Below are 21,567 nucleotides of genomic sequence, written 5' to 3'. Positions count from 1 at the left end.
TTCGACGGCCGCTCCGGCGCATTTCGGCCACCGCCACCGGCGGCGAACAACCTCCCGTCTAATAGTTCTCCAGCAGGTGCGGCGCGTCCGGAGACCCGAAACGGGGCTGCACGCCGAGCAGGGGTGCCGATCGGCCGATAATCTCCTTGATCATCGGGGCGGCAGTGGATGTCGCAGTTCGTCCGCCGTGCTCGCCCGTCTGCGGAGCGTCGATGATCGACAGGACAATGTATTTGGGTTTGTCCATGGGAAAGGCGGCGACGAAGGCGTTGAAATTGATGTCCTTGGCGTAACGTCCGTTGATCACCTTGTCGGCCGTGCCCGTCTTTCCGCCGACGTGAAAACCTTCGACCTGCGCGCCGCGTCCCGAGCCCTTCACGCCGTTCCAGGTGAAAAGGTAGCGCATGTCGGCGCCGGTGCTCGGCTTTATCACCCGGCGGGAAATCAGCGCGGCCTCTTCCCGTGAACGGGGAAGAAAGGTGGGAGGAACCAGGGTTCCGCCGTTGATCAGCGCAGCGGCGGCAACCGCGGTCTGCAGCGGCGTGGTTGCGACCCCGTGGCCGAACGAGATGGTGACCGAGTTGATCTTCTTCCATGTCCTCGGCTGGATCGGCGTTGCCACGCCCGGCATCTCGGTTTCCATCCTGGAGAGAAGCCCGAGCTTGGCGAGGAACTGCTGATGGCCCTCGATCCCAACCCGGTCCGCAACCGCCGCGGTGCCGATATTGGATGAATACTGAAAGACTTCGGGAATGGAGAGCGGCCTGTTCTTGCCGTGAAAATCCTTGATGGTAAACCCGCCCATGCGGATCGGCCGGGACGCGTCGATGACGGAGTTCAGGGTGATCTTGCCTTCGTCCAGCCCCATCGCCAGCGTGAAGCTCTTGAAGGTCGAGCCCATCTCGAACGTGGCGTTGCTCATCCGGTTGAACCAGCCCTTTTCATAGTCCTTGTCGATGCTGCCGTCCGGCAGCGTCCGGGATGGTTCGTTGAGGTCGTAGTCGGGCACCGATGCCATCGCCAGGACCTCGCCGGTATCGACATCGAGAATGACGGCTCCCGCAGCCTCCGCCTTATAGGCCGCCATCGCATTGGCAACGACCTGGCGGACGATGTTCTGGACGCGCAGATCGATGGACAGCCGGACGGGCTCAAGCGGGGCGCCGCCGGTCAGCCCGGCCAGGCGAAGATCGCCAAGGCCCTGCTGGTCCAGGTAACGCTCCATTCCAGCAAGGCCCTGATTGTCGATATTCACATGGCCGACGACGTGGGAGGCGGTCACGCCACCTGGATAGAACCGGCGTTTTTCCGGTCTGAAGCCGATGCCGGGAATGCCGAGGGCCAGGATATCCGCCTCCTGTTTCGGGGTGAGCTGCCGCTTCAGCCATTGGAAGGCGGTCTGCGATTTCAGTTTCTTGTGGGTTTCGCTCCAGTCGAGGTTGGGGATGACGAAGGCAAGCTTCTCGACGACTTCGTCCGCATCGACGATCCTGCGCGGGTCGGCGTAGAGCGAGGTCATGTTGAGGTCGGTGGCCAGCAGCGCGCCGTTGCGATCGACGATGTCCGGCCTCGAGGGGACCGGGTTGCTGCCGATCATTCCCGTCACGGCCGGTTCGGCAAGGCCGTATTGGGCAAGGCGGGCGCCGATGACGACATAGACCGCAAGAAACCCCGCGATCAGGATTGCGAGCCGTTGTCTTGCTTCCTTCCTGCGGCTTGCGCGCGTACCCAGGAAGGTCGCATTTTTCCCGACGACATTGCTCTTGACGACGAAATGTCCACGGCTTCTGAGCCGGACGACAAAAGAGATCATTCCGAACAAATCCAAAAAATATGTCAGCCGAAGGCGAAGCTCGAGCGGTCGGTGGGCCGTTGAGCCGGTGGGCCGCTGGCTGCAACCTGCACGCGGCTGGTCCGGAAGCCAACAGCAGAGGTCGGGGGCGGGGCGACATGTTTAAAGTTGCATTAATATACAATTAAAGTTGTATTCGATGGCTTGATGGAATGTTAACCGACGCTTGTCGGGCGGTGACGTGCCATGGTCATCCATCGGTCTGCGCCGGTTCGACGTATCGTGCGGCGACTGACGTGATCGGCGGGCTGATGCTCGACGCATCCTTCGACGGACTCTCTTGAGCCCGCGTGATTATCACGTCTTTTCAGGCGTTGACTTTGCTGCCCTGATAAGTTGTATTTTGATCCTGAGTGCACGGTCGGGAACTATATCGGGGGATTCATGTTCTTGCGGAACTATGTCAGTAAAGGCATACGGAAACTGTGCCCTATAGCCTCCTCAATCCTCCTGAGTATGACATGTTGCTTGAATGTCTGTCTTGCGCAGGAGGCGGTTCCGGTTGCCGGCAGCCTGCAGTCCAGTTCCACTCTGGAGCGCATCCTGGGGTTCAACGAGCGCTCGAAAACCTTTTCCAGCAAAAGAAACGAACGAAGCCAGATCATCAGGTCGATAGAGATCCTGAAATCGGAAGTTGCGGAAAACAATAACAGAATTGCGAAAATTGACGAGGAGCAGGCTAAGAGCCAAGTCATTTCCGCACGTTCCCAGACATCGGATGATGTCGTTCTCGATCTGAACGAAAAGATACGCAAGGCACAGTACGATCTGGAAAACACACAAGTAGAAATGGAACGCTATAAATCTCAGCTGGAAGCCGAGTTGAATGCTCTGGTCAAAAACGCGGAGACCAGCCTGCTCAGCGCCGACGACTTGACGCAGAAGAGGAAGCTTGAGGTAAGAATTCAATATTTGCCGCAAGAAGCCGAGATGCAGATCAAAAAAGCCCAATTTGAACTGAAAAATCTCGAGGCGCGGAAGCAGGAGTTTTCCGAGTACCAGAAAAAAGAAAAGGAATATTACGATAAATTGATAAGCGACGATATCAAACAGAGGCAGTCGCTGTCCGAAGAAAGAAACACACTCGTTCAAAAAGGTATAAATTTCAAGGATAACATTAGAAAGCTCGAAGACAGGCAGGACGTATTAAATAACGAAATAAACGATCTTATCGATATCGGTGATGCTGAGTCGTCTTTCCGATTGAGTATCAGCACGATGTTCGCGTTCCTGGTGTTCGTCGTCATCATCGGGTTCTTCCTGATCATAAGGAAGAAGGACAATGTTGTTTTCGAGATCTTCTCAAAAGACTCCGGGATACAATTCATAACGCTTTTTTCGATCGTCATCGCCATCATTCTTTTCGGTATAACCGGCGTGCTGGAAGGAAAGGAACTTGCCGCGTTATTGGCCGGATTGTCGGGATATATTCTCGGGCGCGGAGCCAATGTTCCGACCGCGCCGAACGGGGGTGCCCAGCCGGCACCGGCATCCATTCCCGCGCCGACCCCGGCGCCAGCCCCATAGCGTCGGTGCAGCCACTATCACGGTCGGTCGGGTGCAGTTGTACCGCGAGAATTGCGGCATTCCCATTTGCGATTGCTCTGCGTGCCGGTAGGAGGCCTCTCCGCGTCCGCCCATTCGGCGAATTTCCGCCTCAAGCGGACGCGTGGGGACCGGGATGCTTGCTCACCCGCCCCCTCAATCCTACATGTCTCCCGCCAACCTGGAGACGCCGATGATTTTCGACGCCGCGAGACTTTCGCTCGCCAACCTCTTCGCACCGGAGACCCGCTCCGTGTTCTGGAAGACATTGGGCCTCACCGCCCTCGTGCTGATCGGCATCTGGTTCGCGCTTCGGGAAATCTTCATCCTCTACGCCTGGCCATGGTTCGCGGCCTTCTTCCCCGACCTGCCGGATTGGGCTGGCTGGCTTACATTGTTTGCAGCGATTTTCGCGGGCATCGGGCTGGCATTGGCGCTCGCGCTTTTGATCGCGCCGATCACGGCTTTGATCGCCGGCCTCTTCCTCGACAATGTCGCGGAAGTGTTGGAAAAGCGGGACTATCTGAACGATCCTCCGGGCAGGGCGATGCCGCTCGCGCAGGCGATCATCGGCTCGATCCAGTTCCTCGGCGTCGTCATCGTCGGCAATATCATCGCGCTCTTCCTGCTGTTCATCCCCGGCATCAACCTGATCGCCTTCTTCCTGGTGAACGGCTACCTGCTCGGCCGGGAATTCTTCGAGTTCGCCGCGATGCGGTTCAGGACGCCGGCGGAAGCGCGCGCCTTCCGCTCGAAACACTCCTCGACCGTGTTCATGGCGGGCCTGCTGATCGCCTGTTTCCTGGCGATCCCGATCGTCAACCTGCTGACGCCGCTGTTTGCCGCCGGCCTGATGGTGCATCTCCACAAGGCGGTCTCTAAGCGCGATCCCGGCTTCAGGCTTTAGGCAGGCAGGACGCGTCGTACATCGCGGCGAATTCGGCACTCGGCGGGATCGCTGTGATGATGTCGATCAATACGCCGTTCGGGTCGGAGGTGATGAAATGCCGCTGGCCGAAATCCTCGTCACGCAGGTCGCGACGGATCGGCAGGCCGGCCGCCTTCAGGCGCGCGTAGACCGCGTCGACATCCTCCACCTCGAAGTTCAGCAGCAGGCCGGACACTTTTGCACGTCCTGCCTCCGAGATCGTTTCGTGGTCGCCGTCGAGGATCGCGAGCGTCACATGCTCGCTCTCCGTCGATTGCAGATGCACGTACCAGTCGGCGCAAAACAGCGCCTCGAAGCCGAAATGCTCCGTGTAGAAGGCCGCCGTCCCGGCGACGTCGTCGGTCATGATCACGGGGTAGTAGCTCGTCGCCTTCATGGCTTTCGATCCTTCCAGATATTTGATACATTCAGTCTGTATGTTTATATAAATACATTCTGCCTGTATGTAAATGGAGGTATTCCGATGGCACGCACCAATCGCGAACGCACGGATGCGACCCGCACCGCATTGCTGGATGCCGCCCGGGGGCTTTTTGTCGAGAAGGGATATGCGGAGGCCGCAACGCCCGAGATCGTCGCGGCCGCCAAGGTCACCCGCGGTGCGCTCTATCATCATTTCACGGACAAACGAGCCTTGTTCTGGGCGGTGATCGAGCGCGAGGCAAACGAGGTCGCGGCGGATATCGAGGCGCGCTCGGCAGATGCCTCCTCGGCCCGGGATGCCCTGCTGCGGGGCGCGTCCGCCTATTTCGACGCGATGGCAGCGCCGGGGCGAACACGGCTGCTGCTGCACGAGGCGCCGGCCCAGATGGCGATCGATAGCGGGGAGGGCGAGGATCCGGCCGAAGCGGGCCTCAAGGTAGGGCTTTCCCACCTGTTGGCCGGGTCGAAGGCGCTTGCGCTTCTCGATCCTCTGACGGTGCTGATCTCGGCCGCCTTTGAGCGGGCGGCGATCGCCATCGATTGCGGTGGCAGGCGCGAGGACTACGAGGCGGCGATCGCGACCTTACTCGACGGCCTCGCCGATTAGCTGCTGCGGCAGTTCGACAAGCGGCGCCGGCACGTCGACGGTCTTTTCCGGCGAGCGGCAGAGATCGGCGATGACGCAGCGCTCGCATTCCGGTTTTCGCGCCTTGCAGCAATAACGGCCGTGCAGGATCAGCCAGTGGTGGGCGTGGAAGAGATATTGGTCGGGGATCACCTTCAACAGGTTCTCCTCCACCTCGTCGGGTGTCTTGCCCGGCGCCATCAGCAGCCGGTTGGCGATGCGGAAGACATGCGTATCGACCGCCAGCGTCGGCACGCCGAAGGCCATGGACATCACCACATTCGCCGTCTTGCGGCCGACGCCCGGCAGGCGGATCAGCTCTTCGCGGGTCTTCGGCACTTCGGAACCGAACTCGTCGATCAGCATGCGACAGAGGGCGATGACGTTCTTGGCCTTGTTGCGATAGAGCCCGATCGTCTTGATATATTGTGTGACGCCCTCTTCGCCGAGTGCCAGCATCTTTTCCGGCGTGTCGGCGATCCTGAACAGCGCCCTCGTTGCCTTGTTGACGCCGGCATCCGTCGCCTGCGCCGACAACGCCACCGCCACGACCAGCGTGAACGGGTTGACGTGCTCCAGTTCGCCCTTCGGCTCCGGCCGCTGCACCGAGAAACGGCGAAAGATCTCTTCCATTTCCGCTTTGGAATAGGCGGATTTGAACCGCTTGACCTTGGGTGCGGCCTTGGCCGCCCCCTGGCGCTCGGTCGCGTGATTTGACTTTTGCGGAGTGCTGGTTTTGGATTTGATCTTTGGAGTCGCCATATGCCTGTATAGGCATCCCGCAGGAGGGAAATCAACGTGGACGTTTCCGAGGATCAGCCTGTTTTCGCGGCCGAACTGACGCCCTACCGTTCGCTTGGCAAGACGGGTTTTCGCGTCGTTCTGATGCTGTCGGGTGCGATCTGCCTCCTCTATGGCGGCTTTTTCCTGGTCACCGGTGCCTACCCGATTGGCTTCTTCTTCGGGCTGGATTTTCTTGGCCTCTATATCGCGCTGAAGATGAGCTACCGCGCGGGCCGCGCGCGCGAGGAAGTGACTGTCTCGCGCAGCAACCTGTCGATCCGGAAATTCTCCCCGGCGGGACGCATGGTGGAGCATCGCTTCAACCCGTTCTGGGCGCGTTTCAACATCCGCCGCCACGAGGAATTCGGCATCACGTCGATGTCTGTGACGGGCGAGGGGCGCGGCACCGATATCGGCTCCTTCCTCAATCCGGACGACCGCGAGAGTTTCGCCAAGGCCTTCAGGCGTGCGCTCGCAACCGTCAGGCAAAGGATCTGAACCGGCCGAAAAACCTGCAGCGGGCAAGAAACGGGTGGTTTCGGCGCGTCTGAAGATGCATCTAAGCAGCATATCAGTCGCACAGCGATTTTTTGCGCGCCCCCGGTTCCATCGGCATGCGGCGCTCCCAAGGAGACAAGCCATGAACGCTTTCGCTCAGATCGATTCGCCGCCCATCGACGTGACGCCGGATGGCTCCGATTACGAAACCGTCCGTCGCGTCATCGAGATGATCACGCTCGACTATCGCGACCAGCCGTCGCTGGAGGCGATCGCGTCCGAACTCGGGCAGTCGCCGACACAGCTCCAGAAGGTGTTCACCCGCTGGGCCGGCCTTTCCCCCAAGGCCTTCCTCCAGGCCGTTACCCTCGACCATGCCAAGCGCCTGCTCGGCAAGGAGGAACTGCCGCTGCTCGAAGCCTCCTACGAACTCGGGCTTTCCGGTCCCGGCCGCCTTCACGACCTGTTCGTCACCCACGAGGCGATGTCGCCCGGCGAATGGAAGGCGCGCGGCGGCGGACTGACGATCCGCTACGGTTTTCACGCGTCGCCGTTCGGCCAGGCGCTGGTCATGGCGACGGATCGCGGTCTCTCGGGCCTCGCCTTTGCCGATCTCGGCTGCGAGCAGGCGGCGCTCGACGACATGATGCGCCGCTGGCCGAATGCCGAATACGTGGCCGACCAGGAGATGACGGCGCCCTATGTCGGCCGCATCTTCGACCGTGCGAACTGGTCCTGCGACCGGCCGCTCAAGGTGGTGCTGATCGGCACCGACTTCCAGGTGCGCGTCTGGCAGAGCCTGTTGAAGATCCCGTTCGGCAAGGCCGTCACCTATTCCGACGTCGCGAACGACATCGGCCAGCCTACCGCCAGCCGGGCGGTGGGCGCCGCGGTCGGGGCGAACCCGATCTCGTTCGTGGTGCCGTGTCACCGTGCGCTCGGCAAGAGCGGGGCACTGACCGGGTATCACTGGGGGCTGACGCGCAAGCGGGCGATTTTGGGGTGGGAAGCGGGGAATGCTTGATGAAAACTGCCCCGGCTACGGGGCAGTGGAAAATCTGTCCGTCGTCGCTTTCCGGGGCTGATTATCTTGAGCGGCAACGGCCGGTGCGGGTGGTTTCCTTGTCGCCGTCATCGTAGGCGATACCGATCTTGTCGCCGGCGAGCGAGGCGATCTTTCCCGAATACCACTTGCCCTGGCCCTGGAAATTGCATTCGACCTTCATGCCGATCGCCCAGTTGTAAGGCCGAACCTTGGCGAGCGCCACTGTTTCACGGTCTCCGTCGTCGTAGCGGATGGTGATCTTTCCGCCCTCGGCTTTCTCGATCACTCCCGGGAACCAATACCCGGCATTCTTGTAGTTGCCGAGCACCCAGTCGCCAGCCGTTTGCGCATGCGCTGCAGCCGAGCCGGCAACGAGAAAAACGGTTGCTGCAAGCATAGTATACTTGTTCATACTGCCCCTCTGGGAATTGCTCCCGATCGTTTTCCTCATCGTGAGCGTAACGACCGGCGAGATATATCCAGGGATACATGAACGGCCACTAAATATAAGCCCATCCTGCAGCGAAAATCTGCAGGTAAAGTTGGCGATGCTTTATTCGTCAGGCGATTTCGGTGGCGCCCAACCTCAAAAGCTCGCGCGCTGCCGTCTCGTCGGTAATCAGCGTATGGCACCCGATCCTTCGAATGGTCGCCCGGATCGCCACAGCCCGATGCGCACCGCCTGACGACAGCACGATGTGCCTGGCCTGCCTCAGCGTATCGAGATCCACCGACATCACGCGCTCGTTCAGCTTATGATCCACCGAGCGACCGTCCTCGTCCAGAAAATTGAACATCGTGTCGCAGACGCAGCCGGCCGCGATCAGCCGGTCGAGTTCCGCCTTGGAGATGAAGCCTTCCGACAACGAGGTGGAATGCGGGCCGATGTCGCCGCAGCTCACCACCGCCAGATCGAGGTTCTCGGCAAGGTCGTAGATGGCCTTCAGCCCGCATTCCTCGATCAGCGCCCGCTTGGTCTTGACCGAATCGACCAGCAGCGGCGCCAGGAACATGTAACATTCGGCGCCGAGCTGGCCGGCGAAACGCCAGGTGTAGTCGATCGGATTGGTCTGGTGCACCGCGACGATGCCGCCGAGCAGCGACACGACCTTGCAGTTTTCCCGCCTCGGAGGCCGAAAGCTGCCGAGCGAGGCGGTCATGGTGCGGCCCCAGCCGACCCCGATCGTCATGTCGTCCTGCACCACTTCGGAGAGGAACTGCCCGAGTGCCAGGCCGACCGAGCTTGCGAGCGCCGCAGCGCTTCCGTCGCGCGGCGCCGGCACGACAACGGCCTCGTCGAGCCCGTAAGCTTTCTCCAGTCTGATCGCCAGCTCGACGCAGGTGTCGATGCCCTCGCTGATCCAGATCTGCACCTCGGAGCGCTTCATCGCCTCGTCGAGCAGGCGGATCACCGTCGAGCGGCTCAGACCCAGCCGTTCGGCGACATCTTTTTGCGTCAATCCCTGGTTATAATAAAGCCACGCCGCGCGCAGCCGCATGGAGGCGGCTTCGGAATAGGCGGTGTGGGTCTCGCGTCTGAGCCTGGCCAACGGGCCTCCGGGAGGATGGTGGAGAAGCAAACCGATATTTGTTCCAACTGACACATATGTCAATTCCGAAGGACAAATGTCTTGACTTTTTAACCACCCGCGGGGGATAGTCCTGGCAACGCGCCGAAGGAGCCACATCGCGCGACAGGCGTTTAGTTCTCCATATCGAGGAATATACGGATGACGTCTAAACTAGAGCAACTTCGTTCCATGACCACGGTCGTTGCCGATACCGGCGACATCGAGGCGGTCGCCCGCCTGAAGCCCGTGGATTGCACCACCAACCCGACCATCGTTCTGAAGGCGCTCGGGACGCCCGTCTTCGCCGACAAGGTCCAGGAAGCAATCGCCTGGGGCCGCAAGCAGTCGGGCAATCCCGATGCTGTCGTGTCCGCCGTGGCCGACCGCCTGGCGATCACCGTCGGCGCCTCGCTTTCCGAACTGGTGCCCGGCCGCGTGTCGACCGAAGTCGATGCCGACCTTTCCTTCGACACCGAAGCATCGATCGCCAAGGCCCGCCAGATCATCGCCGCCTACAAGGAGCGCGGCATCGAGCGGGACCGTATCCTGATCAAGCTCGCCTCCACCTGGGAAGGCATCCGCGCCGCCGAAGTGCTCCAGAAGGAAGGCATCGACTGCAACCTGACGCTTCTCTTCTCCCAGGCCCAGGCAATCGCCTGCGCCGAAGCGAAAGTGTTCCTGATCTCGCCCTTCGTCGGCCGCATTCTCGATTGGTACAAGAAGTCGACCGGCCAGGACTACACGGCCGAGACCGATCCGGGCGTCGTCTCCGTCCGCGCCATCTACAATTATTACAAGGCGAACGGCATCAAGACGATCGTCATGGGCGCCTCGTTCCGCAATGCGGGTGAAATCGAAGCCCTGGCCGGCTGCGACCGCCTGACGATCAGCCCGGCCCTGCTCGACGAGCTCGACAAGGACAACGGCAAGCTGGAGCGCAAGCTCATGCCGGAAACCTTCAAAGCCGAGCCGCTGCAATCGCTCGACGAGAAGTCCTTCCGCTGGATGATGAACGAAGACGCTATGGCCACCGAAAAGCTCTCGGAAGGCATCCGCGCGTTCGCCAAGGACCTCACTTCGCTGCGCCAGATGGTCAAGAAGGAACTGACGCTGGCTGCCGCCTGATACCAAGTTCCACCGCCTGCATAAACAAAGGCTCGTCTCGCGACGGGCCTTTTGTCTTGGCGGGCGCTAGGTCCGCGGCAGTGTCGGGTCAGGCCGGCTTCCTGCTGATGAACAAGCCAGTTTCCTTTTCCATATCGAGGACGCCGTTGCCGCGCTCGAACGCGGCGGCGATGGCGGCCCGGAATGCCTCCAGCTGAGCTTCACCGGCGCCATCTCCGGGCGGATAGGAGGTCAGCGCCAGGAACACGTCCTCCGGCTCTGTGATCCGCATTCGGGCGGGATGCTGTGTGAAGGCGACATCGCCGAACCTCTCACGCATCAGCGCCTCTGCCTTGTCGTATCCGAACACCGCCGCGCTTGGATCGAACGGCTCGCTGCCGAACACGGTGGTGAGTTCGTAGAGCCCGCGCATGTTGCCGGCGCCGTTGGTGGTGACGGCGAGCGAGCCACCCGGCTTCAGCACCCGAAACATTTCCGCGATGCCGGCTGCCGGATCGGACAGATGGTAGAGCATGTGCATGGCGATGACGGTATCGAAGCTATTGTCCTCGAAGGGCAGGGAGGCGGCTTCCGCCTGAAGGCCCGTTACCGATCCGAAGGGCAAGGGCGTGCAGCGCGAAACGGCCTCTTCCACCATTCCGGAAGACTGATCGGCAAGCGTGAGGTCGAGATTCCCAGGAATATCGTTGATGACGGCGGCCCAGAACCAGGCAGGGCCGCAGCCGACGTCCAGGACGCGGTCACCCTCCCGGAGAGGCAGTTGCCGCGCAACCCAGGGAAACCAGCCGGTTTCAGCGATCGTGTATTCCCTGTTGAGGCGTCCGCGGGCCGCCAGCTTGCGGCTGTCGGCATATTGGATGGCATTGCCCGAGGTGATCGACGACATGGTGCCTCCCGCGGCGAATGCGGCTCGCCCTGCGCATCCGATATCATATCCGGCAAGTTTTGCAGTTTTGCAATCGGCAGGCTGGGCCTCCGGCGGCCGGTGCCGGCCGCCGGAGAGGGGTCGTGTGATCAGGCCGGCTGCGGTACCAGCTTGGCGGTACCCGGCTTGCGCAGGAGCAGGACGGAAACCGCGGCGATCATGCACATCACGCCGGCGATCTGCAGGGCCGGCATATAGGTGTTGAAATCGCTCTTGAGGAACCCGGCACCGAAGGCCGCGGTGGCTGCACCGATCTGATGGCCGGCAAACACCCAGCCGAAGATCAGCCCGGCCCGTTCGCGGCCGAATTCGGCGGCAGCGAGCTTCACGGTCGGCGGTACGGTCGCCACCCAGTCGAGGCCGTAGAAGATCGCGAAGACCGACAGCTCGACGAAGCTGAAGCCGGAAAGGGAGAGGTAGACCAGCGACAGGCCACGCAGGCCGTAGAACCAGAACAGCAGCCAGCGATTGTCATAGCGGTCCGACAGCCAGCCGGCGAAGATGGTGCCGAAGAAATCGAAGATGCCGATTACCGCAAGCGTGCTGGCGGCGGTGACCGCAGCCATGCCGAAGTCGCCGCAGATCGAGATCCAGTGGGTCTGGATAAGCCCGTTTGTCGAGAGGCCGCAGACGAAAAACGTGCCGAACAGGACCCAGAAGGTGCCGCTTTTCGAGGCGTGGTACAGCGCGCCGATCGGCGAATAGAGCGTCGCCAGGAACTTGTGGTCCTGCTTCGGCGCCGCCGTCACCGCGGTTTCGCCATAGGCGGGGAGGCCGACATCGGATGGATAGTCACGCATCAGAAGCAGGACCAGCAGCATCGCGGCAGAAATGACGACGACCGTGAAGGTGAGCGCGGTGCGCCAGCCGTAGGCTTCCGTCATGGCGGCGAGCAGCGGCAGGAAGACGAGCTGGCCCGTGGCGTTGCTGGCGGTCATCAGGCCGACGACGAGGCCGCGGCTCTTGGAAAACCAGCGGGTAGCGACCGTCGCGCCAAGAACCAGCGCCGTCATGCCGGTGCCAACGCCGATCACCACGCCCCAGAGCGCAACGAGCTGCCAGACCTGCGTCATGAACAACGACAGGACAATTCCGCTCATGATCAGCGCCAGGGCAAAGGCGACGACCTGACGGACGCCGAAATGGTTCATGAACGCGGCGGCGAATGGTCCGAGCAGGCCGAAAAGCACCAGGCGCACGGCCATGGCGGAAGAGATGTCGGCGATATCCCAGCCGAACTCCTGATGCAGCGGCTGGATCATCACGCCGGCCGAGCCCATGGCGCCGGCGGTCGCCAGCATGGTGAGGAATGTGGTGACGGCGACCACCCATCCATAGTGCAGGTTCCTGGCCGCCATCCATTGGGCGGCGCGATTGGAGATCATGGTCTGTCCCTTTCCTAGTCGTTGCCGCACCGGCAGCATGATTCTCGGGTATATGCCCGCTTTTGAATAAAAATCAGAGAGCTGCCAGCAGCTCCTGCAATTGTCTGGTTTTATCGGCCCCGAGCCGGGCCTCGATCTCGTCCTGCACGCCGTCCCACAGAGGAGCGCCCTGTTTCAGGATCGCCGCACCCTTCGGCGCAACGGTCAGCATTGCCTCGCGCTGGTCTTCGCCATGGCCGATCGCCACCAGGCCCATGCGTTCCAGCACCTTGGTATTGCGGCCGACCGTCGAACGATCCAGTTCCACTTGGGAAGCGAGATCGGTGAGCGAGATCGGCGCCAGCCGGTTGATGTTGCGCAGCAGGCTGAACTGGCCGATGTTGACGCCAAGCGGCGCCAGCGCCTCGTCATAATAGGACGAGACCTTCCGGGAGGCTTTGCGCAGCAGAATGCAGTGGCAGGTATCGTTCGGCATGGAGCGGGTATATACCCGCGGTTCGATTTGCGCAAGAGGGCTGCATCAAAGGAGGTGCGTTCCGGAATGAAGCACGCCGGCTGCGAGAAACATCTCCGGAGGGCGAAAAGAACCTCCCGGCTTAAAGCTTCCTCAACAAGAATAGGCGACTATCCCGGCACTATTCCATCCTGTTGTTCTGCGTAGAAATGGAGTTGACCATGCCGGAGTTCGGCAAGTGAAGGGTCTGAAGTTCCGGTTTTCCAAGAAGCTCGTCTTCATCCTCATGGGCAGCATCGTCGTGCTCGGCGGTGGCAGTGGCGCGGCAGCGGTGCTCATCGGCACGGACAAGATCCTCGGCCCCTCCTATCTGGAGATCAACGGGCTCGAATGTACCGCGCTCGAAACGGTCAAGATCAAGCGGGACCAGCGTTACTGGATCCGCAAATATGTGGTGAGCAACGAAGCCGGTGACGGACTGGCGCGCATCCGCACCGCGTTGCGCGTCGCCAAGGCGGTCCAGGAAAAGGAAAAGGCCGACCTCGTCCAGGTGGCGATGATCGACAAGGCGGGTCCCCGCGACCGTGCCCAGATGCGCGGCCGCACGATCGGCGCCCAGGTCGTCTATATCCCGGATCCCAAAAAGGCGCCCGAGGGAACCGACGTCCAGCCCTATTCGGCATACTATCTCGAGGGCACCGCCAATGCGAACGGTGAATATTACGGCATGCGCGTCGACCTGCCGCTCGAGGATGTCGAGGCGCTTACAGCCCGGCTGACCGATCATGCCGATTGCATCAGCCCGGTCGTCGCCACGCCGGAAGGCGAGCATGGTGCTTCCAAGAGCCATGGCGAGAAGCCGAAGGCCGGCGGACATGATGCGCCGAGCGGCCATGGCGAACCTGCCGGCCACGGTGCACCCGCCGCCGATGCCCACGGCGCTCCGGCGGACGCCCATGGCGCTCCCGCCGAAGGCCACGGCGACGAGGTGGCCGCCAAGGAAAGCGGCGGTTTCTTCAGTTCCGTCACCGGCATGATCTTCGGCTCCAAGCCGGAAGCGTCGGCTGAGGCAGCCCATACGCCTGAGGGGAACGCCGCCGCCGTTCCGGCCGATGCGCATGCCGCGCCAGATAAGCCAGGCAAGCCGGTGGCCGCACAGAGCAAGGCGCCGGACACGCAGGGCAAGACCGCCGCTGCAAAAGGCCATGGCGATCAGAAGCCTGCTGCCGCCACGCAGGTCGCCTCCGCAGAGCCGAAAAAGGAAGAGGGCGGTTTCCTCTCGTCGATCTTGGGCATGTTCTCCGGTGGCAGCGAAGAGAAGCCCGCCGCGACGCCCGCCAAGGCTGCCGCACAGGAACCGGCGCCCGAGCCCCGCACGTCCGCTGAAGGCGGCAAGCGCTGGTCGAAATCGACCGGTGACGATGCCAAGCGCTCCGAGGAGGTGGCCATCGAAGCGGCTCCGCCAAAGACCGACGGCTCTACCGATGCCGATGCGGCAGGTGCCGCGTGGCTCGCCAAGATGCGCGGCCAGTCGGCTCCGGCTTCGGCTCCGGCGCCCGCCAAGCCCGCCCAGGCGGCTTCGGCCTCCGACGCCAAGAGCCCGGCTGCGAAGGCCACGCACTGAACGGCGTAACGCAGGGCCGGCGATCCGGCCTTGCGCTCCCTGTCAAGCAGGCTAGAATTCCATCCGTCGAAAAGGACCTGAAACGGCAGAGGTAGGCCCGTTTCCTTCCTCATGGGAAGCTCCGTACCGCCATCCGGCGGACCCGCGGCAAGCAACCGGCGCAGAGTGCTGGCGGCTTGGCGCGCCTTTTTGAAGCGTTCCTTCCCGCCATGCATCTGCGCCTTCCCAAACGAAGGAGACCGCAATGCCCATCATCCGCGCCAATACCGGCATCATCACCCAGATCAATGTCTTTACCGTGCCCGAAGGCGGGCAGGAGGCGTTGATCGCCTATCTCGGCGAGGCCGCGAACGTGGCAAGCGACGTGCCGGGCTGGCTTTCCGTCAGCCTGCACAAAAGCCTCGACGGGACAAGGGTGGTCAACTACGCCCAGTGTGAAGACATGGAGGCGATGGGGAGGGTCTTCCAACTGCTCAATACTGCCGGCATGATCGACGGCAACAAGGCCTATGGCGAGGCAAGCCCGGGGCTTTATGAAGTGGTGTTCACGCTGGAGCGGTGATGGGGGTAAGGGGGAGTGGGGCGGGCGAGTGTCCCCTCACTTGCGATTTCTAACACTTAGCTAAAGTTAAGATGTTGAAATCGCTATCTCTCCCGCGAGGGGAGAGATAAAAGCGGCGCTCTCCCCTCGCGGGAGAGGTTAAAAAATCATGATCTTAGTTTCAGCTAAGTCATAGATTTTGTTGGTGAGGAGGAACCAATCCCATCCGCCGTCATCCTCGGGCTCGACCCGAGGATCCAGCATCCGCAGTGCCCAGCCGGTGGATCCTCGGGTCAAGCCCGAGGATGACGCCAGATAGGTAGCGGCGAACCGCCATCAATCCGCCTTCGCCCGCCGTGCCGGGAACAGGATGACGTCGCGGATCGACGGAGAATCCGTCAGCAGCATGACGAGGCGGTCGACGCCGATGCCCAAGCCGCCTGCCGGCGGCATGCCCTGGTCGATGGCGTCCAGGAATTCGTCGTCGAGCTGCTTTTCCTTCTCGCCGCGCGCATGCGCCTGTTCGAGCTGTTCGACCATCCGCTTGCGCTGTTCTTCCGGGTCGTTCAACTCGGAAAACGCATTGCCCAGTTCCCAGGCGTTGCAATAGGTCTCGAAACGTTCGACGAGGCGTGGTTCGCCCGGCACTTCCTTGGCGAAGGGCGAGATGTCCTTCGGGAAATGCGTCACGTGGCTCGGCTGGATCAGCGTGCCCTCGACCTTTTCCTCGAAGATGAAGGCGAGGCATTCGCCCCAGGTCCAGTCCTTCTCGACCGCGAAACCGGCGGCCTTGGCGGCGGTGCGGGCTTCCTCGTCGGTCTTCATGGCGAGGAAGTCGATGCCGGTCGCTTCCTTGACGGCGTCGGGCATCGGCACGCGCTTGAACGGGCCCTTGAAGGACAGTTCCTTGTCTTGGAACTTCACTTCGGTGGTGCCGTGGATGGTCATGGCGAGCGTCGAGAACAGGCGCTCGACAAGGTCCATGATGTCCTCGTAGTCGGCATAGGCCCAGTAGCACTCCATCATCGTGAATTCTGGATTGTGCCTTGTGGAAACGCCTTCGTTGCGGAAGTTGCGGTTGATCTCGAACACCTTGTCGGTCAGGCCCGAAACCAGCGTCCGCTTCAAGAACAGTTCCGGCGCGATACGCAGGTACATGTCGAGCTTCAGGGTGTTGTGATGCGTCTTAAACGGCTCGGCGGTGGCGCCGCCATAGACCGAATGCAGCATCGGCGTCTCGACTTCCATGAAACCGTCGTTTTCCATGAAACGGCGGATGCCGGAGACGATGCGCGAGCGCTGCTGGAAGCGGAGCTTGGACTCCTCGTTGGTCATGATGTCGAGATGGCGCTTGCGGTAGCGCAGTTCGACATCCGACAGGCCGTGCCACTTTTCCGGCATCGGCAGCAGCGACTTGGTCAGCATGGTGATCGACTGCGCGTTGATCGTCAGCTCGCCGCGCTTGGTGCGGCGCACGACGCCGGTGACGCCGATGATGTCGCCGATATCGACCATCGGCAGCAGGTCGCGGGCTTCCTGCGGCGTGGTGTCCTTGTGGGAGAAGATCTGTACCTTGCCCGAGGCGTCATGGATGTCCATGAACATGCCGGAATTGCGCGAGGAATAGACCCGGCCGGCGACGGTGACGATATCCTGCGTCTCGACGTCCGCCTCGAGGTTCTTGTATTTCTCGGCCAGTTCCGCATTGCTCATGGTGCGGTGGAAATGCGCCGGATAGACGTCGCCGATCTTTTCGCGAAGGATGGCGAGCTTCTGGGCGCGCACCTGCGTGGCGTCGGAGGAGAGGGCGGTTTCGGTCGTGTTGTTGTCGGTCATCGTGTTTCGCCTTTAAGGGCAGGTGTTTGGTTTTCCAGTTGCGGCGGCTCGGTCTGGCCTTCCGCAACTCCACATTCGTCATCCTCGGGCTTGACCCGAGGATCCACTCTTTTTGCCGGCCGCTACTTTTCGTCCAAACTTTTCGGGCTTGGCATGGATCCTCGGGTCAAGCCCGAGGATGACGAGCGAGACGGCCACGACACCCAAAAAGGGCGTCGCCATGCCTTTACTTTCCGTCGCCCACCATGGACGCGACCACCGTCGCCGCGATCTTCAGCCGCTGGCGCACGACCGAGCGGCCGAGCAGGGCCATCGAGTCGAACAGCGGCAGCGAGCGCGAGGAGCCGGACATGGCGATGAAGAGCGGCGGGGTGACGACGCGCAGTTTCTTGCCCAGCTTGTCGGCGATGGCACGCAGTTCGCCGTCGATCGATTCGACATTGAACTCGATCATCTTCTCGAAATCGGCCTGAACCGTATTGATGATTTCCAGCGTTTCGGCCGGGCTGGTCTTCAGGCCGGCGAACGAGGCCGGCGTCAGGCCGACATCGGAGGACAGCAGGAAGCCGGCCAGGTTCGGCAGTTCGCCGAGCTTGGAAATGCGGCTCTGCGAATGTTTCAGGCCTTCGGTTAGGCGGCTGTTCTCCATTGCCCATTCGAGCACACGGGAAACGAATTCATCCGGCGACAGCTTTTCGCGCAGCCAGCGGCCGTTCAGCCAGTCGAGCTTCTGGATGTCGAAGATCGCGCCGGCCTTCGAAAGGTTTTCCGGATCGAACTTTTCCGTCAGCTCGTCCATGGTCAGCATCTCTTCGCCTTCGGCGATCTGGATGAAGAACAGGCCGAGGAAATTCATCAGCGCTTCCGGCAGGTAGCCGAGCGCGGAATAATAAGAGATCGAGGTCGGGTTCTTGCGCTTCGACAGTTTTGACTTGTCGGCGTTCCTCATCAGCGAGAGGTGCATGAAGACCGGCTGTTCCCACTCGAAATAACGGTAGAGCAGGATGTGCTTCGGCACCGAGGCCAGCCATTCCTCGCCGCGGGCGACATGGGTGATCTTCATCAGATGGTCGTCGATGACGTTAGCCATATGATAGGTCGGCATGCCGTCGCCCTTGATCAGCACCTGCATGTCGACCGAATCCCACGGAATCGACACATCGCCATAGACGCCGTCGTGGAAATCGCAGGAGCCTTCGGTCGGGATCTTCATGCGGATGACCGAGGCTTCTCCCGATGCCATCCGGTTGGTGACTTCTTCAGCGGTATAGCTCAGGCAGAGACCGTCGTATTTCGGCGGCTTGCCGGCGGCGCGCTGGCCTTCGCGCATCTGCTCCAGCCGCTCGGGCGTGCAGAAGCAGCGGAAGGCATGGCCCTTGTCGAGCAGCTGCTGCGCATAGGGCTGGTACATGTCCTTGCGGTCGGACTGGCGGTAGGGACCATAAGGTCCGCCGACATCCGGGCCTTCCGCCCAGGTCAGGCCCGTCCAGCGCAGCGCGTCAAGAACCTTCTCCTCGAATTCCCGCGTCGAGCGCGTCGCATCGGTATCCTCGATGCGCAGGATGAATTCGCCGCCGTGTTTCTTGGCGAAGAGATAGTTGAACAGCGCGATATAGGCGGTGCCGACATGCGGCTCGCCGGTCGGCGAGGGGGCGATGCGGACGCGGGGCTTCGTGGCGATCATGAAAATGCTCTGTCTCGAGGCGCGCGAATGGGCGCCAAGCCTGTTTTTGAAATGCGGATTGGCGCAGGCTTAGGCCATATTCAGCCGCGAGCGTCAAGGTTTTTGGCCCTGAACCCTTACCTTACCGGCCAGACATAGAGCAGTGCCGGCACGCTGACGAGGATGATCAGGAAGGAAAGCGGCAGGCCGAGCCTCGGATAGTCGGAAAACTTGTAGCCGCCGGGGCCGAAGACCAGCGTGTTGCACTGGTGGCCGACCGGGGTGAGGAAATCGCAGCCGGCGCCGATCGCCACCGCCATCAGAAAAGCTTCCGGCCGGAAGCCGAGATTGGTGGCGAAGCTTGCGGCGATCGGCCCCATGACGAGGACCGTCGCGGCATTGTTGAGAAACGGCGTCACCGCCATGGCGGTGACGAGGATCAGCCCCAAGGCACCCCAGGCGGGAAGCGTCGCCGCCACCTGGCCGAGCCAACCGGCGATCAGTTCGCTGCCGCCGGTGGTCCTGAGCGAATCCGAAACCGGGATCAGGGCGGCCAGCATGACGAGGATCGGCCCATCGACCGATTTGTAGAAGTCGTTGAGCGGGATCGCGCGGAAGACGACCATGCCGAGGGCGGCTGTGAAGAAGGCGACCGGCACCGGTGCGATACCGACTGCCGTCGCGGCCATGGCGAGCGCCAGAATGACCAGCGGAACGAAGGCGCGGCGCTGCGTCCCGAGCAGGATCTCGCGCTGGGCGAGCGGCAGCAGCGAAAAATCCTGGAGCACGGCGGGCAGGTTCTTGCGGCTGCCCTGCAGCACCAGCACGTCGCCCGCCATCAGCGTCAAGTCGCCCAGCCGCTCCTTCAGCCGCTCGCCGTGCCGGCTGATCGCCAGAAGATTGATGCCGCGTGTATAGGATAGCGCCAGCTCCTTGGCGGACAGCCCCTTCAGGGGCGATTCCCCGGTGATGATCGCCTCGACCGAGATTACGTCCGCCTGGGCCTGGCCGGTTCCCTTCAGTGGCTTGCCGGAGAGCTTGAGCTTGCCCGCCGAAACGATCCGATCCAGCGCGGCCGACGGGCCTTCCAGCAGGACGGCATCGCCTTCGCGCAAGACGAGATCCGGGAAGGGGGACATGCGGGTCGCTCCGCGCAGCACGGCGGTGGCCAGCACCTCGCCGTCGCCGTGCTTCAGGAGATCGCCGATCGATTTTTCGACGAGCGTGGAATCGGACGTCACGGAGACTTCCGACGTGTAGTTCTTGATCTCCACCGCCTCTTCGATCGAGTTGTTCTCCCGGGTGCGGCTCGGCACCAGCCAATGGAAGAACAGCAGGAAGGTGATGCCGACGACGGTGAGGGTCGCCCCCATCGGCGTGAAGTCGAACATCGTGAAGGAGGTGCCGGTCAGCTCTTCGCGCAGTCGCGAAACGACGATATTGGGCGAGGTGCCGATCTGGGTCATCAACCCGCCAAGCAGGGCCGCGAACGCCATCGGCATCAGATATTTGGACGGCGAGACGCCGGATTTCCTCGAAAACTGGAAGGCGACCGGCATCATGATCGCCAGCGCCCCGATATTCTTGATGAAGGCGGAAAGCAGCGCAACGACGATCATCAAAAGCGCCAGCTGGGTGTGCAGCGTGTTGAGGTTCGGGAAGAACTTCTTGATGGCGCTATCGACGACGCCCGAGCGCGCCACGCCGGCGCTGACCACCAGGGCGCTGCCGACGATGATGACGATATCGTCGGAAAAGCCGGAAAACGCTTTGCCGACCGGCACGACGCCGAGCGCGACCGCCAGGACAAGCGCACAGCAGGCGACCACGTCGTAACGGAAGCGATCCCAGATAAAGACCGCCATCATGATGGCGATGACGGAAAACGCGAGGATCTGCTGAGTGGTCATGCCGCCCTTGATATCGAGAGGACCGGCGGAAGGATGACCGCCGGCAGACGACTAAGGTGGCGCTGTTGCGCCGCCCGGTCAATGCTGGGATGCGTTCAAAGTTCCGGCGCGCCTTGAGCGATAGGGGACGCCTGTCCACTGGACAACGACGGCCGCTTCGCTAGGGTGTCGCGGCAAAGCGACCGAATTGTTTCGAATGGAGATTTTTCGATGAATGATGTTTTGAACGTGCCGGTGAAGCTGGCCGACGGGCGGGAAACCACGCTTTCGGAATACAAGGGCAAGGTGATGCTGGTCGTCAACGTCGCCTCGAAATGCGGCCTGACCAAGCAGTATGAAGGCCTCGAAAAGCTCTACGAAGACAAGCGCAACGACGGCTTCGTGATCACCGCCTTCCCGGCTAACAATTTCAAGGGCCAGGAGCCAGGCACGGATGCCGAGATCGTCGAATTCTGCCAGCTCACCTATGACGTGAAGTTCCCGATCTTCTCGAAGATCTCCGTCAAGGGCGACGACCAGCACCCGCTCTACCAGGGCTTGACCGGCTCCGGCGTGCCGACGACCGGCGACGGCCCGATGAAGGAAAAGCTGCGCGGCTTCGGCATGGAGATCGAGGACGGCGAGATCGTCTGGAACTTCGAGAAATTCCTGATCGGCCGCGACGGCGAGATCAAGGCCCGCTTTGCGCCTGATGTCGATGCGCAGGACAGCCGGCTGGTCGAGGCGGTCGAGCGGGAACTGGCGAAGGGGTGAGGTGAGCCGACCTCACGCACGGAGGTCTCCCTTGATGGATTATCTCAAATGGGCTATATA

The 21,567-nt window shown here is 61.8% G+C and carries 20 protein-coding genes; 9 read left to right on the top strand and 11 right to left on the bottom strand.

From position 1 onward, the window contains the following. Window positions 1-58: 58 nt before the first annotated feature. Entirely contained in the window at window positions 59-1,813 is a 1,755-nt protein-coding gene (locus tag ACSQ8R_RS15080; RefSeq protein WP_436254119.1) for a peptidoglycan D,D-transpeptidase FtsI family protein, read from the bottom strand. A gap of 507 nt (window positions 1,814-2,320) precedes the next feature. Between ACSQ8R_RS15080 and ACSQ8R_RS15075 the strand changes: the two genes are divergently transcribed. Both ACSQ8R_RS15075 and ACSQ8R_RS15070 read left to right on the top strand, forming a co-directional pair. After that, entirely contained in the window at window positions 2,321-3,379 is a 1,059-nt protein-coding gene (locus ACSQ8R_RS15075) for a hypothetical protein (protein ID WP_436254118.1), read from the top strand. Between the two features lie 211 nt (window positions 3,380-3,590). Then, the gene (locus ACSQ8R_RS15070; protein WP_436254117.1) at window positions 3,591-4,304 is read left to right on the top strand and encodes a sulfate transporter family protein; all 714 of its coding nucleotides are present in this window, start codon (window positions 3,591-3,593) and stop codon (window positions 4,302-4,304) included. Here ACSQ8R_RS15070 and ACSQ8R_RS15065 read toward each other — a convergent pair. After that, a complete protein-coding gene (locus tag ACSQ8R_RS15065; protein ID WP_436254116.1) occupies window positions 4,294-4,722 on the bottom strand; it encodes a VOC family protein in 429 nt (142 codons plus the stop codon). The two genes, ACSQ8R_RS15070 and ACSQ8R_RS15065, sit on opposite strands and share 11 nt — an antisense overlap. 87 nt (window positions 4,723-4,809) lie before the next feature. Between ACSQ8R_RS15065 and ACSQ8R_RS15060 the strand changes: the two genes are divergently transcribed. Then, window positions 4,810-5,376: a TetR/AcrR family transcriptional regulator gene (locus tag ACSQ8R_RS15060; protein WP_436254115.1), complete on the top strand. Its 567-nt coding sequence runs from the start codon at window positions 4,810-4,812 to the stop codon at window positions 5,374-5,376. Here ACSQ8R_RS15060 and nth read toward each other — a convergent pair. Continuing rightward, entirely contained in the window at window positions 5,353-6,156 is an 804-nt protein-coding gene (gene nth, locus ACSQ8R_RS15055) for an endonuclease III (protein WP_436254114.1), read from the bottom strand. The genes ACSQ8R_RS15060 and nth overlap by 24 nt on opposite strands. Window positions 6,157-6,192: 36 nt before the next feature. Between nth and ACSQ8R_RS15050 the strand changes: the two genes are divergently transcribed. Together ACSQ8R_RS15050 and ACSQ8R_RS15045 are read left to right on the top strand one after the other, a co-directional pair. Continuing rightward, on the top strand, window positions 6,193-6,675 hold the full coding sequence (locus ACSQ8R_RS15050) for a DUF2244 domain-containing protein (protein ID WP_436254113.1): 483 nt from the start codon (window positions 6,193-6,195) through the stop codon (window positions 6,673-6,675). A 142-nt stretch (window positions 6,676-6,817) separates the two neighbouring features. Next, complete coding sequence (locus ACSQ8R_RS15045; protein ID WP_436254112.1) at window positions 6,818-7,699, top strand: methylated-DNA--[protein]-cysteine S-methyltransferase; 882 nt, start codon at window positions 6,818-6,820, stop codon at window positions 7,697-7,699. Between the two features lie 61 nt (window positions 7,700-7,760). On the opposite strand, the gene ACSQ8R_RS15040 is transcribed toward ACSQ8R_RS15045, so the two are convergent. Together ACSQ8R_RS15040 and ACSQ8R_RS15035 are read right to left on the bottom strand one after the other, a co-directional pair. Beyond that, window positions 7,761-8,132 carry a tudor domain-containing protein gene (locus tag ACSQ8R_RS15040; RefSeq protein WP_436254111.1) on the bottom strand — a complete coding sequence of 124 codons (372 nt, stop codon included), beginning with the start codon at window positions 8,130-8,132 and terminating at the stop codon, window positions 7,761-7,763. A gap of 148 nt (window positions 8,133-8,280) precedes the next feature. Beyond that, complete coding sequence (locus ACSQ8R_RS15035) at window positions 8,281-9,219, bottom strand: sugar-binding transcriptional regulator (RefSeq protein ID WP_436255482.1); 939 nt, start codon at window positions 9,217-9,219, stop codon at window positions 8,281-8,283. 231 nt (window positions 9,220-9,450) lie between these two features. On the opposite strand from ACSQ8R_RS15035, the gene tal reads away from it, so the two are divergent. Continuing rightward, window positions 9,451-10,416, top strand: a complete 966-nt coding sequence (gene tal, locus ACSQ8R_RS15030; protein ID WP_436254110.1) for a transaldolase — start codon at window positions 9,451-9,453, stop codon at window positions 10,414-10,416. Window positions 10,417-10,504: 88 nt separating this feature from the next. Here the strand turns inward: tal and ACSQ8R_RS15025 are convergent, their stop codons facing one another. The 3 genes from ACSQ8R_RS15025 to ACSQ8R_RS15015 form a co-directional block, all read right to left on the bottom strand. Next, a complete protein-coding gene (locus ACSQ8R_RS15025) occupies window positions 10,505-11,302 on the bottom strand; it encodes a class I SAM-dependent methyltransferase (RefSeq protein WP_436254109.1) in 798 nt (265 codons plus the stop codon). Window positions 11,303-11,430: 128 nt separating this feature from the next. After that, window positions 11,431-12,726, bottom strand: coding sequence for an MFS transporter (locus ACSQ8R_RS15020; protein ID WP_436254108.1), 1,296 nt, complete (start codon window positions 12,724-12,726; stop codon window positions 11,431-11,433). A 73-nt stretch (window positions 12,727-12,799) separates the two neighbouring features. Continuing rightward, window positions 12,800-13,201: a MarR family winged helix-turn-helix transcriptional regulator gene (locus ACSQ8R_RS15015; protein WP_436254107.1), complete on the bottom strand. Its 402-nt coding sequence runs from the start codon at window positions 13,199-13,201 to the stop codon at window positions 12,800-12,802. A gap of 217 nt (window positions 13,202-13,418) precedes the next feature. On the opposite strand from ACSQ8R_RS15015, the gene ACSQ8R_RS15010 reads away from it, so the two are divergent. Then, entirely contained in the window at window positions 13,419-14,804 is a 1,386-nt protein-coding gene (locus ACSQ8R_RS15010) for a hypothetical protein (RefSeq protein WP_436254106.1), read from the top strand. Window positions 14,805-15,048: 244 nt separating this feature from the next. Further along, complete coding sequence (locus tag ACSQ8R_RS15005) at window positions 15,049-15,366, top strand: antibiotic biosynthesis monooxygenase family protein (RefSeq protein ID WP_436254105.1); 318 nt, start codon at window positions 15,049-15,051, stop codon at window positions 15,364-15,366. Window positions 15,367-15,681: 315 nt separating this feature from the next. Here the strand turns inward: ACSQ8R_RS15005 and lysS are convergent, their stop codons facing one another. The 3 genes from lysS to ACSQ8R_RS14990 form a co-directional block, all read right to left on the bottom strand. Then, the gene (gene lysS / locus ACSQ8R_RS15000) at window positions 15,682-17,181 is read right to left on the bottom strand and encodes a lysine--tRNA ligase (protein WP_436254104.1); all 1,500 of its coding nucleotides are present in this window, start codon (window positions 17,179-17,181) and stop codon (window positions 15,682-15,684) included. 226 nt (window positions 17,182-17,407) lie between these two features. After that, window positions 17,408-18,865 carry a glutamate--tRNA ligase gene (gene gltX / locus ACSQ8R_RS14995; RefSeq protein ID WP_436254103.1) on the bottom strand — a complete coding sequence of 486 codons (1,458 nt, stop codon included), beginning with the start codon at window positions 18,863-18,865 and terminating at the stop codon, window positions 17,408-17,410. 116 nt (window positions 18,866-18,981) lie between these two features. Beyond that, on the bottom strand, window positions 18,982-20,754 hold the full coding sequence (locus ACSQ8R_RS14990; protein WP_436254102.1) for an SLC13 family permease: 1,773 nt from the start codon (window positions 20,752-20,754) through the stop codon (window positions 18,982-18,984). Between the two features lie 210 nt (window positions 20,755-20,964). On the opposite strand from ACSQ8R_RS14990, the gene ACSQ8R_RS14985 reads away from it, so the two are divergent. Beyond that, complete coding sequence (locus ACSQ8R_RS14985; protein WP_436254101.1) at window positions 20,965-21,507, top strand: glutathione peroxidase; 543 nt, start codon at window positions 20,965-20,967, stop codon at window positions 21,505-21,507. The last annotated feature ends 60 nt before the right edge of the window (window positions 21,508-21,567 follow it).

This window comes from Neorhizobium sp. LjRoot104 (assembly GCF_964253725.1).
Classification (GTDB): Bacteria; Pseudomonadota; Alphaproteobacteria; order Rhizobiales; family Rhizobiaceae; genus Neorhizobium.
Note: the sequence above shows the minus strand (reverse complement) of the source record. Positions and strands in the feature narration are given on the sequence as shown.

Excerpts from the sequence above, each read along its gene's own strand:
- ACSQ8R_RS15080 (WP_436254119.1), bottom strand. The coding sequence starts at position 1,813 with ATGATCTCTTTTGTCGTCCGGCTCAGAAGCCGTGGACATTTCGTCGTC.
- ACSQ8R_RS15070 (WP_436254117.1), top strand. The coding sequence starts at position 3,591 with ATGATTTTCGACGCCGCGAGACTTTCGCTCGCCAACCTCTTCGCACCG.
- ACSQ8R_RS15065 (WP_436254116.1), bottom strand. The coding sequence starts at position 4,722 with ATGAAGGCGACGAGCTACTACCCCGTGATCATGACCGACGACGTCGCC.
- ACSQ8R_RS15060 (WP_436254115.1), top strand. The coding sequence starts at position 4,810 with ATGGCACGCACCAATCGCGAACGCACGGATGCGACCCGCACCGCATTG.
- nth (WP_436254114.1), bottom strand. The coding sequence starts at position 6,156 with ATGGCGACTCCAAAGATCAAATCCAAAACCAGCACTCCGCAAAAGTCA.
- ACSQ8R_RS15045 (WP_436254112.1), top strand. The coding sequence starts at position 6,818 with ATGAACGCTTTCGCTCAGATCGATTCGCCGCCCATCGACGTGACGCCG.
- ACSQ8R_RS15040 (WP_436254111.1), bottom strand. The coding sequence starts at position 8,132 with ATGAACAAGTATACTATGCTTGCAGCAACCGTTTTTCTCGTTGCCGGC.
- ACSQ8R_RS15035 (WP_436255482.1), bottom strand. The coding sequence starts at position 9,219 with ATGCGGCTGCGCGCGGCGTGGCTTTATTATAACCAGGGATTGACGCAA.
- tal (WP_436254110.1), top strand. The coding sequence starts at position 9,451 with ATGACGTCTAAACTAGAGCAACTTCGTTCCATGACCACGGTCGTTGCC.
- ACSQ8R_RS15025 (WP_436254109.1), bottom strand. The coding sequence starts at position 11,302 with ATGTCGTCGATCACCTCGGGCAATGCCATCCAATATGCCGACAGCCGC.
- ACSQ8R_RS15020 (WP_436254108.1), bottom strand. The coding sequence starts at position 12,726 with ATGATCTCCAATCGCGCCGCCCAATGGATGGCGGCCAGGAACCTGCAC.
- ACSQ8R_RS15015 (WP_436254107.1), bottom strand. The coding sequence starts at position 13,201 with ATGCCGAACGATACCTGCCACTGCATTCTGCTGCGCAAAGCCTCCCGG.
- ACSQ8R_RS15005 (WP_436254105.1), top strand. The coding sequence starts at position 15,049 with ATGCCCATCATCCGCGCCAATACCGGCATCATCACCCAGATCAATGTC.
- lysS (WP_436254104.1), bottom strand. The coding sequence starts at position 17,181 with ATGACCGACAACAACACGACCGAAACCGCCCTCTCCTCCGACGCCACG.
- gltX (WP_436254103.1), bottom strand. The coding sequence starts at position 18,865 with ATGATCGCCACGAAGCCCCGCGTCCGCATCGCCCCCTCGCCGACCGGC.
- ACSQ8R_RS14990 (WP_436254102.1), bottom strand. The coding sequence starts at position 20,754 with ATGACCACTCAGCAGATCCTCGCGTTTTCCGTCATCGCCATCATGATG.
- ACSQ8R_RS14985 (WP_436254101.1), top strand. The coding sequence starts at position 20,965 with ATGAATGATGTTTTGAACGTGCCGGTGAAGCTGGCCGACGGGCGGGAA.